Source organism: Burkholderia sp. MSMB1826 (assembly GCF_001526325.1).
In the GTDB taxonomy this organism is placed as follows: domain Bacteria; phylum Pseudomonadota; class Gammaproteobacteria; order Burkholderiales; family Burkholderiaceae; genus Burkholderia.
In genome coordinates, this window is record NZ_LOYN01000010.1 from 360,809 (window position 1) to 378,485 (window position 17,677).

A 17,677-nucleotide genomic window follows, 5' to 3' on the forward strand; every position below is an offset into this window, starting at 1 on the left:
CGCGCGTGCCGGTGCGCCGTCACAGTTGTTTCTTGTTGCAACGCAACGCCCGCCCAATAACGGCGATGGTATGCTGGCCGGCATGGAGTTGTACGGCAGGTTGCTTGCATGGCGAAACTCGCGTTCGCACCCTCTAACGAGACTTCACCTTCTCTCGCACGCATCGCGGCTTCGACGCGCGCTCCGCTCGCGCGTCGCGTTCCACGTGCCGCATCTTGCTGCGCTCCGCACGCATTCCCCATCTCGCGGGCTCGCCCGCATCCCCCATCCCCGCCCAATAATCTGGAGACATCCCCATGTCGCAAAACACTTTGGCCGAAGCGACGCACGGCCCGTCGATCGCTCCGCCGGCTTTCGTCAAACATCGCAAGCTGATCGACTGGGTAGCGCGCATTGCGGCGCTCACGGAGCCCGAGCGCATCGTATGGTGTGACGGTTCGCAGGAAGAATACGACGCGCTGTGCCAGGCGATGGTCGACCAGGGCACGCTCAAGCGCCTGAACCCGGCGAAGCGTCCGAACTCGTATCTCGCGCAATCCGATCCGTCGGACGTCGCGCGCGTCGAGGATCGCACGTTCATCTGCGCGGCGTCGCGCGACGACGTCGGCCCGACCAACAACTGGATCGATCCGGCCGAAATGCGCGAGACGCTCAACGGGCTGTTCCGCGGTTCGATGCGCGGTCGCACGCTGTACGTCGTGCCGTTTTCGATGGGGCCGCTCGGCTCGCCGATCGCGCACGTCGGCGTCGAGCTGTCCGACAGCCCGTATGTCGCGGTGAACATGCGGATCATGACGCGCATGGGGCGCGACGTGTACGACGTCCTCGGCGAGGACGGCGAATTCGTGCCCTGCGTGCACAGCGTGGGCCATCCGCTCGAGGCTGGCCAGCAGGACGTGCCGTGGCCGTGCAATCCGGTCAAGTACATCGTGCACTTCCCGGAAACGCGCGAGATCTGGAGCTTCGGCTCGGGCTACGGCGGCAATGCGCTGCTCGGCAAGAAGTGCTTCGCACTGCGCATCGCGTCGACGATGGGTCGCGATCAGGGCTGGCTCGCCGAACACATGCTGATCCTCGGCGTGACGTCGCCGGCCGGCAAGAAGTATCACGTCGCGGCCGCGTTCCCGTCCGCGTGCGGCAAGACCAACTTCGCGATGCTGATCCCGCCGCAGGGCTTCGACGGCTGGAAGGTCACGACGATCGGCGACGACATCGCGTGGTTGAAGCCCGGCCGCGACGGCCGCCTGTACGCGATCAATCCGGAAGCCGGGTTCTTCGGCGTGGCGCCGGGCACGGGCGTGAAGACCAACCCGAACGCGATCGCCACGTTGAAGGAAAACGTGATCTTCACGAACGTCGCGCTGACGGAAGACGGCGACGTGTGGTGGGAGGGGCTGACCGACACGCCGCCCGCGAAGCTGACCGACTGGCAGGGCAATCCGTGGACGCCCGAAACGGCCAAGGAAACCGGACGCAAGGCCGCGCATCCGAACTCGCGCTTCACCGCGCCGGCCGCGCAGTGCCCGTCGATCGACGACGACTGGGAAAACCCGGCCGGCGTGCCGATCGACGCGTTCATCTTCGGTGGCCGCCGCTCGACGACGGTGCCGCTCGTGACCGAGGCGCGCGACTGGGTCGAAGGCGTGTACATGGCCGCGACGATGGGTTCCGAGACGACCGCGGCCGCCGTCGGCAAGCAGGGCATCGTGCGCCGCGATCCGTTCGCGATGCTGCCGTTCTGCGGCTACAACGTCAGCGATTATTTCGCGCACTGGCTCGAACTCGGCAAGCGGCTCGAAGCCACCGGCGCGAAGCCGCCGAAGATCTATTGCGTGAACTGGTTCCGCAAGGATGCGAACGGCAAGTTCGTGTGGCCCGGCTTCGGCGAGAACATGCGCGTGCTGAAGTGGATGCTCGATCGTCTGGAAGGCACCGGCGGTGGCGGCGAGCATGCGTTCGGCGTGTCGCCCGCGTATGAAGACCTGCACTGGGACGGCCTCGATTTCACGCGCGATCAGTTCGAGGCGGTGACGTCGATGAACGCGGACGAATGGCGTGAGGAACTGAAGCTGCACGCAGCGCTGTTCGATACGTTGAAGCTGCGCTTGCCGGCTGAAATGACCGACACGATGAAGAAGATCGAGCAGCGTCTCGGCGGCTGACGCGCGGGATCGGCGTCGCGCACGTTGCGCGCGACGCATTGCCCGGCGCCGCATGGCGTCGCCAGGCCGAAACGAACGACGCCCCGAGCCATTCATCGCGTGGCCCGGGGCGTCGGCGTTTCCGATGATCGACTGGCGATCAGCCGAGATCGAGCGCGTTCGTCAAATCGCCCGGCGGCGTCGCGCCGCGTGCGGCGAACGCGTTGTTGCGCCGGACCACGCCGTCGAGCGGCGCGAGGCCGTGCACGCGGCTGATGAAGCGCAGGATCGAGTTCGTGTCGTACAGCGTGTGATCGACGAAGCCCTTTTTCGCGAACGGCGAGATCACGAGCGCCGGGATCCGCGAGCCGGGACCCCAGCGATCGCCGACCGGCGGCGCGACGTGATCCCACCAGCCGCCGTTCTCGTCGTGCGTCATCACGATCACGGTGTTTTCCCATTGCGGCCCGCGCCGGATATGGTCGATCACGGTCGCGATGTGACGGTCGCCCGATTCGATGTCCGCATAGCCCGCATGCATGTTCAGGTTGCCCTGCGGCTTGTAGAACGCGACGGCCGGCAGGCGGCCCGCGTCGATGTCGGCGATGAAGTGGTTGGTCGACGGCGCGTCGCCGAGCCCCGCGTCGCGCAGGTGCTTGCGGCGGGCTTCGGTGCCCGGCGCGTAGTTCGCGAAGTAGTTGAACGGCTGGTGGTGGTACTGAAAGTCGGGCACGGTGCCGGTGTCGCGATGTTCGAGCGCGTACTGCCATGCGCCGCTGTACCACGCCCAGTCGATATTCTTTTCCGACAGGCGGTCGCCGATCGTCGCGTAGCCCTGCGGCGGCATCACGCGATGGTCGGACGGATCCGCATACGCGGCATTGCCCGGATCGGGCGGCGGCACGTAGCTCGGCTGGTACGGCGGCGCCATCGTGTTCACGCCGTAGCCGTCCGGCGTCAGCGGGCCGTCGGCCGCGAACTTCGGCGGGCCGTCGAGCGCGGACGCGGGCGAATCGTCGGCGAGCTTCAGGCGCGTGCCGGTCGGGTCGTCGCCTTCGACCTGCGACAGCAGTTTCGCCGCATGCGGATGCTTGTGCGCGTCCGGATACAGCGGCGGCTGCGCGGAGATCAGGAACATGTGGTTCATCCACGAACCGCCGAAGGCCGCCATGAAGAAGTTGTCGCACAGCGTGTATTGCCGGGCGAGATTCCACAGGCGCAGCGTGTCGGCCGAATTGCGGTAGTGGCCCATCACGAGGCCGCCCGAATCGGCCCATGCGGCGAACTGGTCGTTGCGGCCGCCCGCGATCTGCATCTGGTTCTGGTAGAAGCGATGCCACAGGTCGCGCGTGATCACGCCGTTCGGCAGCGGCTTGCCCTGCGCGTCGGTAATCCGGAACGGCGCGTTCGGCAGCTTGTCGATGTCGCGCTCGGCGATCGCGTAGCGCTTGCCGTCCACTTCCTGCGCCTGCGGCACGAGGCCGCCCCAGATCTTCGGCAGCACCGGCAGCGGCGTCTTGCCGTCGCGATCGAGCTGTCGTGCCTGTTCCGGCCGCACGTCGCCGAGCGGATAGCGCACGCCCGGGAAGTCGCCGTACAGGTTCGCGAAGCTGCGGTTTTCTGCATAGATCACGACGATGTGGCGCACGCGCTGGCGCAACGCTTCGTCGATGCGCAGGTCGGCGGCCGAACGCGGTGCGTTGTCCGCGGTGGTTTCGCAGCCGGCGACGGCGACACCGGCACCGAGCGCGGCGAGGCCGCCGAGCACACGGCGGCGGTCGGGATCGACGGGCAGGTCGTCGGGGCGATCGGGGGTGTCGTTCACGTCGTGGGCTCCTCGGATGGGCGGTGGGCAGGTGTCGTTCGATGCGCGCCTGCGTCGCGCGGGCTGCCGCGACGCAGGGCGGAATGCCATGGCCGGCATCGCACGCGGTGGCGCGATGCGACTGTCACATAAATGTCACGAACGCGACTATAACGCGCCAAGGGGGCAGATGAAAGCTGTTCGTCGGACGATTCGACGCGCGCGCGGCGAGCGGTGCGCGACGCCCGTGCGCGAACTAGACTGGAATCAGGGGCGGCGCGTCGCGGCGTGCCGCCCGGGCGAGGATCGCCCCGCGACGCCGGCTGACGGTGTTGCCGAGGCGGCATCGATGCAGCGAACGATGCGAGACAGCGAGGCGACGATGGCGCGGATGCTTGCCGTTTTCGCATGGCGGCCGCGTACCGGTTCCGCGCGCGTGCCGGCGTGAGCGCACGCCGCGCAGCCGATACGGCCGGCCCGATGCCATGGACAGGAAATTCGACTACCCGGGATTGCTGATCGCGGCGGGCTTCTTCGTGCTGTTCGCCGCGCAGTTGCTGATGCTGCACCCGACGTCGACGCCGATCGCGTACAGCGATTTCCACCGGCTCGTCGCCGCGCGACTCGTCGACGATCTCGAGGTCGGCCCTGCGTCGATCTCGGGCGCGCTGAAGATGCCGCAGGCCGGCACGATGCTGCCGGCGTCCGACGCGACGGTCGTGCAGCAGGCCGGCGCGCCGTGGCGCTTCACGACCAGCCGCGTGACCGACGAACACCTGATCGACACGCTGACCGCGGCCGGCATCCGCTATCACGGCACGCCCGACACCGGCTGGATCGCGTCGCTCGCGTCGTGGTTGCTGCCGCTCATGCTGCTCGTGTTCGTGTGGAACATGATGCTGCACAAGCGCGGCGGACTGCAGGACTTTACCGGAATGGGCAAGAGCCGCGCACGCGTGTACGTGCAGCAGGAAACCGGCATCACGTTCGACGACATCGCGGGCATCGACGAAGCGAAGGCCGAGCTGCAACAGCTCGTCGCGTTTCTGCGCAATCCCGATCGCTACCAGCGGCTCGGCGGCAAGATCCCGAAAGGCGTGCTCGTCGTCGGCGCGCCGGGCACGGGCAAGACGCTGCTCGCACGCGCGGTGGCCGGCGAGGCGGCCGTGCCGTTCTTCTCGATCAGCGGCTCGGCGTTCGTCGAGATGTTCGTCGGCGTGGGCGCCGCGCGCGTGCGCGACCTGTTCGAGCAGGCGCAGCAGAAGGCGCCGTGCATCGTGTTCGTCGACGAGCTCGATGCGCTCGGCAAGGTGCGCGGCGTGGGCCCGATGTCGGGCAACGACGAGCGCGAACAGACGCTCAACCAGTTGCTGGTCGAGATGGACGGCTTCCAGGCCGGCTCCGGCGTGATCATCATGGCCGCGACGAACCGGCCCGAGATTCTCGATCCCGCGCTGCTGCGGCCGGGCCGTTTCGACCGGCACATCGCGATCGACCGGCCCGACGTGAACGGCCGCCGCCAGATCCTCGGCGTGCACGTGAAGCGCGTGAAGCTCGCGGCCGACGTCGATCTCGGCGAGCTTGCGTCGCGCACGCCGGGCTTCGTCGGCGCCGATCTCGCGAACGTCGTCAACGAGGCCGCGCTGCATGCGGCCGAACTCGGCAAGCCGGCGATCGGCATGGCCGACTTCGACGAGGCGATCGACCGCGCGCTGACGGGCCTCGAGCGCAAGAGCCGCGTGATGAACGAGCAGGAGAAACTGACGATCGCGTATCACGAAGCCGGCCATGCGCTCGTCGCGGAAAGCCGCGCGCATTGCGACCCGGTGAAGAAGGTGTCGATCATTCCGCGCGGCGTCGCCGCCCTCGGCTACACGCAGCAGGTGCCGACCGAGGATCGCTACGTCCTGCGCCGCAGCGAGCTGCTCGACCGGATCGATGCGCTGCTCGGCGGGCGCGTGGCGGAGGAGCTCGTGTTCGGCGATGTCTCGACCGGTGCGCAGAACGACCTCGAACGCGCGACCGCGATGGCGCGCCACATGGTCATGCAGTACGGGATGAGCGAGAAGATCGGGCTCGCGACGTTCGACGACGGCGACGCGCGCTCGGGCATGCCCGGCATGTGGCATGCGGACGGCGGCCGCTGCAGCGAGCACACCGCGCGCATGATCGACGAAGAAGTGCGCACGCTGCTGACCGATGCGCATGCGCGCGTCGCGACGACGCTCGGCGAACGACGCGACGCGCTCGAACGCATCGCGCGACGGCTGCTGCAATGCGAGGTGCTCGAACGCGACGCGCTGCAGGCGCTGATCGACGGACGCATCGAACCGTCGTCGGCGACGGAGGGGTTACCCGGCGACGAAACGAATGCGCGCGGCGGCGCGATCGACACGGAGCACGCCTCCACCGTCGAGCGCGATTTCGTCGCGTACGGACGGCCGCACGAATCCGATCGCTGAAGCCGTTGCGCGGGCCGGCGCGCGTCGACATTCCTGTTTTTTCGCCACGGAATCGCCACGAGCGGCGCGCCCGTATCGATCGAACGGCGTCGTGCTCGCATGCACGACGAAGCGGGCAGCGCGTGAGCGCGCGTCGGCGCGTCAGGATTCGGTCGCGGCCGCGACTTCGGCCGCTTCGGCGAGCGCGTCGAGAAAGCGCGTGCGCCACCAGTGCACGTCGGTCTTGCGCACGATCGCCATCAGCGCCGCGTGACGCTGGCGGCGCTCTTCGAGCGGCATCGTGAGCGCGCGCTGGATCGCCTGCGCGGTGCCTTGCGTGTCGTACGGATTGACGAGCAGCGCAGATTTCAGTTGTTCGGCCGCGCCCGCGAAACGCGACAGCACGAGCACGCCCGGGTCGGCCGCGTCCTGCGCGGCGAGGAACTCTTTCGCGACGAGGTTCATCCCGTCGCGCAGCGGCGTGACGAGCGCGACCCGGCTCGCGCGATAGAGGCCCGGCAGGCGCTTGCGCGCGACGGTGCGGTGAATGTAGCGCATCGGCATCCATTCGAGCTCGCCGTAGTCGCCGTTGATCGCGCCGCACAGGCTGTCCATCTCGCGCCGCAGGTCGTCGTAGGCGCCGAGATCCTCGCGGCTCGGCGCGGCGATCTGGATCAGCGTCGCACGGTCGCGGTTCTCCGGATACTGTTCGAGCAACTCGCGGAACGCATGCACGCGCTGCGGCAGCCCTTTCGTGTAATCGAGCCGGTCGACCCCGACCAGCAACTGGCGGCGCGAATATTCGTCGCGCATTCGTTCGAACATGGCGAGGCCGTCACGATCGCGCGCGAGCGACTCGAATTCGTCGACGTTGATGCCGATCGGAAACGCGCCGGCCGACAGCGTGCGGCCGAACGCGCGCAGTCGGCCGTCCGGCAGCCGCGCCGCACCGGCTTCCGCTTCGACGTAGTGCTCGAAGTGGAGCAGATCCGATTCGGTCTGGAAGCCGACGAGGTCGTACGCGAACAGCGCGCGCATCAGCCATTCGTGTTCGGGAATCGCGGCCATGATCGGCGGCGGCGGCATCGGGATGTGCAGGAAGAAGCCGATCGGATTCGTGCAGCCCATCGCGCGCAGCTCGGCCGCGAGCGGAATCAGTTGATAGTCGTGGACCCAGATGGTGTCGTCGGGCCGCAGCAGCGTGCGCAGCTTGCGCGCGAACAGCTGGTTCACGCGTCGGTAGCCGTCGGCGAAGCGCCGGTCGAACTGCGCGAGATCGAGCCGGTAGTGAAACACCGGCCACAGCACGTTGTTCGAGTAACCGAGATAGTAAGCGTCGTAATCCTGCGGATCGAGATCGACCGTCGCGAGCTGGATGCCGCCGACGTTCTGGACCTGCACGTCGTCGCCATGCGCGCTCTGCTCGTCGCCGCCGCGTAGCCTGCCGCTCCAGCCGAACCAGACGCCGCCGGTTTCCTGCAGGCTGTCCTTCACGGCTACGGCGAGGCCGCCGGCCGCGGCTTTACGGGGATCTGCGATGCGATTGGATACGACGACGAGTCGGCTCACCAGCTCTCCTGACGATTGTTGGGGAAGGTTCGTGCGGCCAGGGCGCGAGAGACAGACGCCGCCGTCGGCGCGCGGTGCGCGATACGACGGGGCCGCATGGCGATCGGACGGGAGTCAGGGCACGCGATTCGCCGTCCGGTCGAAAAGTGCTTTTTTAGGATACTCGTCATTCGTGCGTTTTAAAAGTCCGTGTCGACGAACGGCTCGGGCGAACAGGTCGCGCGGTAGCGATGGCGCCTGTCCTGCAACCGGCGCTGCCCGAGCGGGACCGAAACTTGCGCCGGGCCGCGACGCAGTGGGTGCAAGGCCATGCGACGAGTGGGGCGTCATGGTGCCGATGACGACGCGCATGCCGTTACGCGGCAGCCGGTTGCCAGCGGCGCGTGTCGGTTTCCTGTGCATGCGTGCCGGGTGATACCGCATGCGCGCCGGCCGGCATCCGGAACGCGGCGACCGTTTCGGACAACTCGCGGCCCTGCGCCTCGAGCGACTTCGATGCGGCCGCCGCCTGCTCGACGAGCGCCGCGTTCTGTTGCGTCGTCTGGTCCATCTGCGTGATCGTCAGGTTCACCTGGTCGATGCCGCGGCTCTGCTCGGCCGACGCGGCCGCGATCTCGCCCATGATGTCCGTCACGCGCGCCACGGCCTGCGTGACGTCGGACATCGTCTTGCCGGCTTCGCCCGCGAGCGCGGAGCCGTCGCGGATCGTCTGCACCGACGCGGAGATCAGTTCCTTGATTTCCTTCGCCGCCGTCGACGAACGCTGCGCGAGACTGCGCACTTCGCTCGCGACAACCGCGAAGCCGCGACCCTGTTCGCCCGCGCGGGCCGCTTCGACCGCCGCGTTGAGCGCGAGGATGTTGGTCTGGAACGCGATGCCTTCGATGATGCCGGTGATGTCGGCGATCTTCGACGAGCTGTGGCCGATCTCCGTCATCGTGTCGACCACGCGGCCGACCACCGAGCTGCCGCGTTGCGCGACGTCCGATGCATTCGCGGCGAGCGTGCTCGCCTGCTGCGCGTTTTCCGCGTTCAGGCGCACCGTGGACGTGAATTCCTCCATCGTCGCCGCGGTTTCCTGCAGCGACGCGGCCTGTTCCTCGGTGCGCTGGCTCAGGTCGAGGTTGCCCGATGCGATCTCGCTCACCGCGTGCGCGATGCTGTTCGACGAGTCGCGCACGCGGCCGACGATGCCGATCAGCCGCTCGTTCATCGTCCGCAGCGCGTCGAGCAAGTCGCGCGTTTCGTCGTTGCCGCGCACCTCGATGCGGCTGCCGAGATCGCCGTTCGCCACCGTGCGCGCGACGTCCACGGCCGAGCCGATCGGCGCCGTGATCTTGCGCGTGAGCCACAGGCCGCCGCCGGCCGCGATCGCGATGGCGATCAGGCAGATGCCGGCCAGCAGGTTGCGCTCCACCGTGTAGCGATCCGCGAATGCCTGCGCGATCCCGATTTCGCGTTCATGCGTATAGGTCGCGTAGGCGTCAGTCGCACGCACCAGCTGCGCGAGCAGCGGGCGGCAATTGTCGTCGATGTCGGCGATCGCGTCGTCCTTCCTGCCGGCCTGCGCGAGTCCGACGATGCGCAGTGCAACGGGCCCGTAGCGGGTTTCGATGCGCACGATCTCGGCCACCAGTTCGCGTGCACGATCGGACGTGTCGGTCGCCTTCGCCATGAGGTCGTCGAGCTTCGCGAGATGGTCCTGCACGTCCTTGTGCGCGTGGTTCACCTCGGCGAGTTCGGCCTCGATGTCGGCCGGCCGGGTGGCGAGCACGAGATTGCGCGCGGCGATCGCGCGCCGGTCGACCGCGGTGCGGATGTGTGCGGCCAGGCTGGCCCGCGCGTTGATGCCGTTCATGTAGCGTGAAAACTCGGTGTTCGTATCGGACAGTGCCTTGAGCGCCATGCCCGATACGGTCACGACGACCGCGGCCAGCAGGCCGAAGCCGCCGAGGAGTTTCGTTTTGATGCTCATTCTGACGATTTTCACGTTTCGGCCCCTGTGCGTGTGGTGGTAAATGGAATTTATCGTTCGACCAGATACAGGTTGGTGCCGGCTTTAACGGGAATTTGGAATGATTCTTTACCCTTCGAAAACCCTTACATTCGTTTTTCAAACACCGTCGGCCTTGTCAAGCGGGCGTTCTTGGTCTTGATCAAATGGTTCGCGGGATTGCGACTTATTCGATTCGTTATGTACGGGATTTGAATGCGGTTTTACTGGCGAAACAAAAAACATCTTTTTTATAATATTTGTCTGATGATTTCTTTCTGATTTGCCGATGAATGAGGGAATTTCGTTGCGATGCGCGGGTTCGATGCGAGCGGCGTAATCGGCGCAAGGGAATGACGAATAAGCGGAGCGGCGCGGGCGGTTCGGGCTCGCGCCGGTAAAAGACCCGCGAGGCCCGCGGCGGGCGCCGCGAGCCGTACGAGGGTCAGAACGTGGTGCGCAATCCGGCCATCACGCTGCGGCCGCCTTCCGGTGCGAAGCCGCGTACGACCGACGTCGCGTAGCGGATCTCCTGGTTCGTCAGGTTGTCGCCGCGCAGGTACGCGAGCCAGTTCGTCGCGCCGACGCGGAACTTGTAGGTCAGCATCACGCCGAGCGACGTGTAGCCGTCCGTCGAGAAGTCGTTGTCGGGTACACGATGCTGGGACCACGCGTGCGTGACCTGCGCACGCGCCCCGAACGGGCCGTAACCGTAGTCGACCGCCAGCGTCGCACGCAGCGGCGCGATACGCGGCAGCGGCTGGCCCGTGTCGACGTTGCGCGCGTGCGTGTAGTCGGCCGTCAGTTCGAGATCGACCGTATGGCCGCGCCGCGCGAATGCACGCCACTTGCCGTCCAGCTCGATGCCGTAGAACTCGGCGCGCACGCCGCGATAGATCGCCTCGTTGAGCGCGCCGTCGGTGCCGGGCGCGACGGGCTGGTCGTCGCCGTCCACCACGCGGCCGGTGTTGTACTCGGTCAGGTAGTTCGAGAAGCGGTTGTAGAACACGCCGACGCTGCCGCGGTTCGGCCCGCTCGCATAGCGCAGCGACAGGTCGGTCGACACGGCTTTTTCCTTCGACGCGTTCGGGTTGCCGATCAGGAACTGGCCGGTCGCATCGTGCGGGCCGTTCGAATACAGCTCGTAGAAGGTCGGCGCGCGTTCGGTGTAGGCGACGTTCGCGGCGACCGACCATACCGGCGTCAGCGAGAACAGCGCGCCGGCCGACAGGCTGCCGGCATTGAAGTCGCGCGGCTGCGCGAGCGCGAATTTCTCGACGCCGGCCGGATCGGGATCGACCTTCACGTGCTCGATGCGGCCGCCGAGGCTCAGCTTCAACGCCGGGACGACCTGCCATTCCTCCAGACCGAACAGCGCGACGCTGTTGGTGCGCGTGGACGGCACGAGCAATTCGTCGCCGAGCGCGGAAAAAGTGTTCTGGCCGAACTGCACGCCGATCGCGCCTTCGAACGGGCCGATCTTGCGATGGCGCGCCTCGATGCGCGCCTCGTAGCCGCGGTTGCGGAAGGTGGTTGCCGTCTCGCCGTTGTTGACTTCCTTGTGGCGGTAGTCGGTGTACGCGAAGTCGAATTTCAGCGTCGTGAACGGCCCGCTCAGGTTGCGCACCTCGGACGCGAGCGCAAGGCGTTCCTGGCGCATCCGCAGCCGTACGTCGCTTTCCGCGACGGAGCCGTAGTTCGATTCGTAGCCGCTGTACGACAGGCCCGCGAAACCGTCCGCCCACGTGTACGACGCACCGACCGCACCGCCGTGCACACGGCCGTCGCTGTTCGGCACGTTGCCTTCCGGTTGCGGCGTGTCGGGGCCGTCGATCGCGCGTTGCTGGCTGCTGCGCGCGTAGCCGGGAATCCGCAGCTTGCTCGTTTCGCGATCGAATGCATCGACGTGGAACGCGAAGCGGCCGTTGCCGCCTTCGACCTGCGCGGCGCCCGCGCGCACGGAATTCGCGCCGCCGTAGCGCGCGTCGAGCGCGCCGGTCACGCCCTCGATCGCTTCGCGCGGAATCCGGTTGTCGATCGTGTTGACCACGCCGCCCACCGCGTTGCCGCCGTACAGCAGCGCGGCCGGCCCGCGCACGATTTCGACGCGCTCGATCGACAGCGGATCCTGCGGCACCGCATGGTCGTACGACAGCGACGACGCGTCATACGCCGCGACGCCGTTCTGCAGCAGCCGGATCCGGTCGCCGTCCATCCCGCGGATGATCGGACGGCCGACCATCGGCCCGTAGGTGGTGGTCGACACGCCGGGCAGCCCGTTGAGCGTTTCGCCGAGCGAATCGGCCTGGCGGCGGGTGAGCGCATCGCCGGAAAGCTGGACGGTCGGGGCGATCAGTTCGGTGTCGCCGAGCGGGTTCGCGGTCACGAAGATCGGCGCGAGCGGCGCGGGTTCGGCGGATGGCGTGCCGGACGCGGCGGGCGCGTCGGTCTGCGCATGGGCGACGACGGCAAACAGGATCAGCGACAAGGACGAGAGCGGGCGAAGCGGTAAGCGAGGGAGGTCGCGCATGGTCGGTGAATCGGTTGGGATCGGATAACGAGCAATGCAGGTCATCGCTGGATACGATATATTGTTGCGTCACCGACGCGCAATGACCCGTTGGAACATGGCTCGGCGAGGCACGGCCGCCTGGTCGGAACGGCGTCGGGCGGACGAGCACGCGAAATGATATGTTATATCATGTCAAAATCCAAGCCAAACGGCAGGATCCCGTCGGGTTTCTGTCGGATCGGCGAGGGGCGCGACAGCAGCAGGGCGGCGTGCGACGGCCGGCTCGAGCGTTCGCGTCGAACGCCGGCGAGCGCTGCGACGCCGCGAAGCCGCGTCGATCGATGCGCGGTGCGGTGGCGCTCGACGGCCTGCCGCCGTCGATGTCCCGTTGCCGATCTTCTCGCCCGAGCCGAACGGCAACGCCGTGCACGGGTCGACCGTCGGCACGCGACGCGATCTGCGGGCGTCGCCCGATTGCGCGGCGGACGGCTCGGTGCGCGCCCGTATCCGGCGCGATCGACTCGCCAACATCGACGACGTATTGGCGAAGCCGAGGGAAGGGCGGTCGACGAACGCATCGTGCCGACCGCCTGCATCGGCGTCCTGAACATGCGCACGGCGCCGCGCGACGTATGCGTCGTGCGGCGCCGTGACGGTCATCGTCGCGTCACGGCGCGAAGAACACGTCGGTGCGGTTCGTCAGGTTGCCCGCGTTGGTCTGGACGAAGAACGGATGGAACGACGACGACGGGAGGACGTCGAGCCCCTGGTAGTCGCCGATGAAGAACCCTTCGGCGTTGGGCGCGAGCTTCATGTCGAACGGGCCGCCGACGCGCCGCTCGTCGGCGAACGTGGCGCCGCCGTCGTGCGAGATCTTGCGCCAGAAGCCGGTCGGCAGCGTCGTCGTGTTGCCGGCCTGCAGGTCGCGGAAGTCGTAGTACGTGACCATCACCGCGCCCGTGTTGTCGACGCGCACCGACGGATTGAACGCGGGGCGCCCGGTCGGCGTGTTCACCTGTAGCGGCGCGCTCCATGTCGCGCCGCCATTCTTCGACGAAGATATCGCGATCTCGTCTTACGTGCCGCCGTTGAAGCGGCTGTCCTGCCACACGACGTAGAGTTGCCCCGAGGCCGGGTCGATCGCCGGCTCCGGAATGATGTCGCCGGTGCGCACGGGTTCGCCGGTGTTCGGATCCGTGACGCCGACCGTCTGCAGTCCCGCGATCACCTGCGGTTTGGTCCACGTCGCGCCGTCGTCGGTCGACTTGATGAACGCGACCTTGCCGGCCGCCTTGCTGAACGGCGGCTGGATCAGGTCGAAGAAATCGTAGAGCGTGCCGCTCTTCGGATCGACGACGATCTGGTTGCCGATCGTCTGCTGACGCGAAGGAACGTCGACGATGACCTTCGCGGCGCTCCACGTCTTGCCGCCGTCGGTCGTCTTCGAGAACAGCGTCGGCCCGCGGAACGCCTGCGTGTGCAGGTTCGCGTACGGGTTGCCGTTCGGCAGTTCGAGGCGGTCCCATACCGCGTACGCGGTGCCGGCCTTCACCGGGTTGGCGGTCACCGATTCCTTGTCGTTGAAGAATTGCGTCGTCGGTTCGTCGTTTGCGATCAGCACGGCCGGGCTGCTCCACGTCTGTCCGCCGTCGGTCGAGACCGACGCGGCGACCGCGTTGCCGTTGTTCGACTGATTGAACGAGATCGACACCGAATACGCGGTGCCGTCCGGCCCGAACGATACCCATGGATCGGATGCGCGCTCGTACTTGAGTCCGCCCGGCGCGCAGGCGCTGAACGGCTGCGGCGTGCGCGCCCAGGTTGCGCCGGCATCGAACGAGTAGCCGGCGACGAGCCCGTGGGCGCCGCCGTTCGACCAGCGGTCCTGCTGCCACACGCCGATCATGTTGTTCGGGTTCGCGGGGTTGACCGCGAGCCACGGTTCGACTTCTGCATTCACGTAATTGACGCCCGGGCCGCCGATGGTGCACGCGGCGAACGGGCTCGGGCCGGACACGACGGTCGGCTCGGCGTGTGCCGCGGCAGCGGCGGCCAGCGCCATCGCGGCGGACAGGCGGGTGACAAGCGGATGGGACACGATCATGCGTCGCATGGACGACTCCTCGGTGAGGTGCGGATGCGATGGCGGGGCACGACGAGACGACGCGAGCCGGGGCGCGGCCGATCATGCCGCGCACGTCGCTACGCGTCGTTCAGCATGCCGCTTCGGTCATCGCCATCCGCGTGCGCTGGATGCCGCCAGCGCTTCGGTTAAGACTCCTTTTCATTTTCATTGCTTGTCGGTGTGCCTGCGATGTCGACCCGACGGGAAAACCGGTCAGGGCATGCGACGAATGCGTCGAAGTGGATTGCAATGTAGGCGATTCGAATGACGCGCGACAGGCGGTTTTTTGTAACAGAGCGTAGCCGGAAAGCGTTGCCGGAAGCCGGCGCGGGCACGCAAGATTTGCCGCTGCGCCGGCATGAAAATCGAATCGAAAACGCGAATCGCAATCGCTTGCGATTGAGGCCTGTGAGAGCCGGTTGCGAGCGCGCGATGCGCTGCTCAGCGCTCGGCCGGAAACCGCTCCTGCAACGCGTGCAGCCAGCGCGCGACGACATCGAGTTCGTCGTCGGAAAACCCGTCGCACAGCTTGCCGTTGAGTTCGCGCAGCAGCACGCGCGCGCGCTTGAGCGCCGCGTGGCCTTCGTCGGTCAGGTACAGCCGCGTCGCGCGGCCGTCGTCCGAATCGGCATGACGCGTAACGAGGCCGGCTTTCGCCATCCGGTCGGCGAGCCCCGTCATCGCGGACGGCGCGAGCTGCAAGGCGGCGCCGACTTCGCCGATCAGCGCGCCGTCCTGCTTCGCGAGGCAGAACAGCACGCCGGCCTGCGCGGCGCTCGCGCGCGTCTCGGTTTCGGCCTTGCGATCGATCCAGCGCTGCACGCGCCGCTGGCCGATGTTCAACATGAAAAACAGTCGTCGGTCTTCGCTCAAGCTGGGTTCCCGGCTGCGATGGTAAGGGTGGGGCGGCCCGCGGCGCGACGCGTGTCGAGCGCCTGCGCGAGCCAATCGGCGACGTCGGGCCACAGCACGGCGCCGGGCCGGCTGCGAAAGAAGCCCATGTGCCCGACCGGGCCGATGCCTGCCGCGCGCGGATCGATCTGGCGGCGTTCGACCTTCGCGCGGGTCAGATAGCTTACCAGCAGGCCGATCGCGGCCGGGTTCGCCCACGGATCGTCGTCGAAGCCGAGCGCGAGGATCGGCAACTGCTGCTTCGAGAAGCGCTCGGCCGCGCCGAGCGTCGGGTCGTCGAAGAAGTAGTGCGGCAGCGTCGTCCAGCGGCTCCATTCGCGGAACACGCCGGCCGGCAAATCCTCGCCGAGCCCGAGCCGCTTGCCGGGCACGTAGCCGAGCAGCGCGGACATCAGCGGGCCGAGTACGCGCAGGATCAGCCGCACCTTCAGGCGTTCGGCCGCCTGCGCGATCAGCCGCGTGCTGCCCGCATGCGCGGCGACCAGCACGGCGGCGCGCAGATGCGTCGTCGCGCCGGACAGCCCGATCGCGTGGCCGCCGACGCTATGGCCGACCGCGAGCAGCGGCAGCCCTTCGTACGTGTGCCGGGCCCACGCGGTCGCGGCGCCCACGTCGAGCTCCATCCAGTCGCGCATGCGGGCCCGCAGCGTGCGCAGACGCGCGGGCCGCGAGGCGCCGATGCCGCGATAGTCGTAGGTCAGCGCCGCGAAACCGCGTTCGGTCAGAAAGCGCGCGAAGCCCGCATACAGCCGCTCGGGCACGGCCGTGGCGGGATGGATCAGGACCAGCGCGCGCGGCGTCGCGGCCGGCGACCACAGCGTGCCGTGCAGGACATAGCCGTCGGCGGCGGAAAATTCGATGGGTTGGGAGGTCATGGCCGTCCTCGCTCGGGCAGTTATTTCGTATGCGAAATATAGTCCGCAATTTATTTCGTGCACGAAATATTTATCGAGGAATCATTCGAACTCCGTGGTCCGGCGGTCGGCGGCGCGCGTCGGGCAAGCGCACGTTATTCATAAAATATTTGCATCTTTGCATAGAAGAATATTGCGTTTGTGTCATGAAGTGGATCGACGTATCTTCACCGGTTCCATCCGTTCCGCCGGCCGTCGCGCAGGCGGAAAGAGGGCGCGCCGTCGCGCGGCCGTCCGCCAACCTTCCGGGAGATCATGTTGCTGAGCCGAATCGTCACGGCGCTCATGCTGGCGCTTGCCGCGCAGCCGGGCATCGCCAAGGACACCGTCACGCTGCGCGTCGGTGAACAGAACTACTTCAACATCCAGGCATCGATGGAGGCGTCCGGCGTGCTGAAGGACCTGCCTTACGCGATCGAATGGAAGCACTTTCAGGCCGCCGCGCCGGTCGCCGAAAGCCTGAACGGCAACGCGATCGACATCGGCTTCCTCGGCGATTCCGCGCTGCTCACGCTGGCCGCGCGCGGCGCGCCGGTCAAGGTCGTCGCGGTGTCGCGGCAGAGTCTCGACGGCGTCGCGATCCTCGTGCCGAAGCATTCGCCGGTGCGCACCGTGGCCGACCTGCAGGGCAAGACCATCGCGGTATGGCGCGGCGCCTGGAGCCAGCAGCTCGTGCTGCGCGCGCTCGAACACGCGGGCCTGCGCGCCGATTCGGTGAAGTACGCATACCTGATGCCGATCGATGCGACCAATGCGCTCGCGAACGGTTCGGTCGATGCGGTGTCGCTGTGGGAGCCGTTCGTCAGCACGCTTGCGTTGCGGCAGGGCGCGCGGCCCGTGACGACCGCACAGGGGCTGATGCCGGCGCTGAGCTTCGTCGCCGCGAACGAGCAGGCCGCCTCGGGCAAGCGCGCCGAGATCACCGATTTCCTGCGGCGCGTGGTGGCCGCGCGCCAGTGGGTCGACAGCCATCCGCGCGAGTATGCGGACCTGTGGGCGAAGCGCGCGAAGCTCGAGCCCGACGTCGCGTATCGCTGGCTCAACAACGCGAAGCAGCGCGTCGGCCCCGTCGACGAGACGGCCGCCAAAGATGCGCAGAACACGGCCGACTTCCTGCACAAGGCCGGCGTGATTCCCGCCGCGTACGACACGTCGAAGCTGCTCGACCGCTCGTATGCGGGCGCGTTCGCCGTGCCCGCGCAGAAGACGGCCGCCGCGCAATGACCGTGCGGCGATCGTCACGATTTCCGATCGACATACCCGAGG

The 17,677-nt window shown here is 67.5% G+C and carries 9 protein-coding genes and 2 pseudogenes; 4 read left to right on the top strand and 7 right to left on the bottom strand.

All coding sequences use genetic code 11. The features are described from left to right. The first annotated feature begins 296 nt into the window (after positions 1-296). Positions 297-2,162 carry a phosphoenolpyruvate carboxykinase (GTP) gene (locus WS95_RS03655; RefSeq protein ID WP_059822352.1) on the top strand — a complete coding sequence of 622 codons (1,866 nt, stop codon included), beginning with the start codon at positions 297-299 and terminating at the stop codon, positions 2,160-2,162. Between the two features lie 139 nt (positions 2,163-2,301). Here the strand turns inward: WS95_RS03655 and WS95_RS03660 are convergent, their stop codons facing one another. Then, positions 2,302-3,966: an acid phosphatase gene (locus WS95_RS03660; RefSeq protein WP_059822354.1), complete on the bottom strand. Its 1,665-nt coding sequence runs from the start codon at positions 3,964-3,966 to the stop codon at positions 2,302-2,304. A 464-nt stretch (positions 3,967-4,430) separates the two neighbouring features. Between WS95_RS03660 and ftsH the strand changes: the two genes are divergently transcribed. Then, positions 4,431-6,407: an ATP-dependent zinc metalloprotease FtsH gene (gene ftsH, locus WS95_RS03665; protein ID WP_059822356.1), complete on the top strand. Its 1,977-nt coding sequence runs from the start codon at positions 4,431-4,433 to the stop codon at positions 6,405-6,407. A gap of 141 nt (positions 6,408-6,548) precedes the next feature. On the opposite strand, the gene otsA is transcribed toward ftsH, so the two are convergent. The 3 genes from otsA to WS95_RS03680 form a co-directional block, all read right to left on the bottom strand. After that, complete coding sequence (gene otsA, locus WS95_RS03670; RefSeq protein WP_034204779.1) at positions 6,549-7,955, bottom strand: alpha,alpha-trehalose-phosphate synthase (UDP-forming); 1,407 nt, start codon at positions 7,953-7,955, stop codon at positions 6,549-6,551. 355 nt (positions 7,956-8,310) lie between these two features. Further along, positions 8,311-9,930 carry a methyl-accepting chemotaxis protein gene (locus tag WS95_RS03675; RefSeq protein WP_082746842.1) on the bottom strand — a complete coding sequence of 540 codons (1,620 nt, stop codon included), beginning with the start codon at positions 9,928-9,930 and terminating at the stop codon, positions 8,311-8,313. Between the two features lie 463 nt (positions 9,931-10,393). After that, positions 10,394-12,478 (bottom strand): TonB-dependent receptor, encoded by a 2,085-nt coding sequence (locus WS95_RS03680; protein ID WP_059822359.1) that lies wholly within the window; start codon positions 12,476-12,478, stop codon positions 10,394-10,396. 329 nt (positions 12,479-12,807) lie between these two features. Between WS95_RS03680 and WS95_RS35555 the strand changes: the two are divergent. Further along, a pseudogene (locus WS95_RS35555) lies at positions 12,808-13,067 on the top strand (hypothetical protein); the annotation flags it as partial. A gap of 60 nt (positions 13,068-13,127) precedes the next feature. Here the strand turns inward: WS95_RS35555 and WS95_RS03690 are convergent. The 3 genes and pseudogenes from WS95_RS03690 to WS95_RS03700 all read right to left on the bottom strand — a co-directional run bounded on the left by WS95_RS03690 (position 13,128) and on the right by WS95_RS03700 (position 16,372). Next, positions 13,128-14,573 (bottom strand): annotated as a pseudogene (locus WS95_RS03690) (sialidase family protein). A gap of 453 nt (positions 14,574-15,026) precedes the next feature. Then, positions 15,027-15,458: a MarR family winged helix-turn-helix transcriptional regulator gene (locus WS95_RS03695; RefSeq protein ID WP_059783454.1), complete on the bottom strand. Its 432-nt coding sequence runs from the start codon at positions 15,456-15,458 to the stop codon at positions 15,027-15,029. Continuing rightward, complete coding sequence (locus tag WS95_RS03700; RefSeq protein WP_034204784.1) at positions 15,455-16,372, bottom strand: alpha/beta hydrolase family protein; 918 nt, start codon at positions 16,370-16,372, stop codon at positions 15,455-15,457. Before WS95_RS03700 ends, WS95_RS03695 begins: the two co-directional genes overlap by 4 nt. 294 nt (positions 16,373-16,666) lie before the next feature. Between WS95_RS03700 and WS95_RS03705 the strand changes: the two genes are divergently transcribed. Next, entirely contained in the window at positions 16,667-17,635 is a 969-nt protein-coding gene (locus WS95_RS03705; protein ID WP_059783458.1) for an ABC transporter substrate-binding protein, read from the top strand. Positions 17,636-17,677 lie beyond the last annotated feature (42 nt).